Origin of the sequence: Rheinheimera riviphila, assembly GCF_004005945.1 — a bacterium.
Lineage (GTDB): Bacteria > Pseudomonadota > Gammaproteobacteria > Enterobacterales > Alteromonadaceae > Pararheinheimera > Pararheinheimera riviphila.
Genome location: NZ_SACS01000061.1, coordinates 1 through 387 on the forward strand (window position 1 = coordinate 1; position 387 = coordinate 387).

Sequence of the window (387 nt, forward strand, 5' to 3'; positions counted from 1 at the left end):
GACAGCCTCGAATCATGGCATTAGTATTGCGCCCCGTTGCAGACACAGTTCCTCAGTAGCTCAGCCGGTTAGAGCGGCGGACTGTTAATCCGTAGGTCGTTGGTTCGAGTCCAACCTGGGGAGCCACTGTAGTTTACAACACGTTATTTCAGTTCCTCAGTAGCTCAGCCGGTTAGAGCGGCGGACTGTTAATCCGTAGGTCGTTGGTTCGAGTCCAACCTGGGGAGCCAACTGAAATAACCAAAAATAACCGCGTACAATTCCTCAGTAGCTCAGCCGGTTAGAGCGGCGGACTGTTAATCCGTAGGTCGTTGGTTCGAGTCCAACCTGGGGAGCCACCTAAAGCATATATTCCTTTAAACACCTTCTTTGCTTCAACTTCTCGCC

At 51.4% G+C, this 387-nt stretch carries 3 tRNA genes; all 3 read left to right on the forward strand.

The features are described 5' to 3' along the window. Window positions 1–49 precede the first annotated feature (49 nt). Window positions 50–126: transfer RNA gene (locus EOE67_RS20350), tRNA-Asn, on the forward strand. A 27-nt stretch (window positions 127–153) separates the two neighbouring features. Beyond that, window positions 154–230: transfer RNA gene (locus tag EOE67_RS20355), tRNA-Asn, on the forward strand. A gap of 31 nt (window positions 231–261) precedes the next feature. Next, a tRNA-Asn gene (locus tag EOE67_RS20360) sits at window positions 262–338 on the forward strand. Window positions 339–387: the final 49 nt, after the last annotated feature.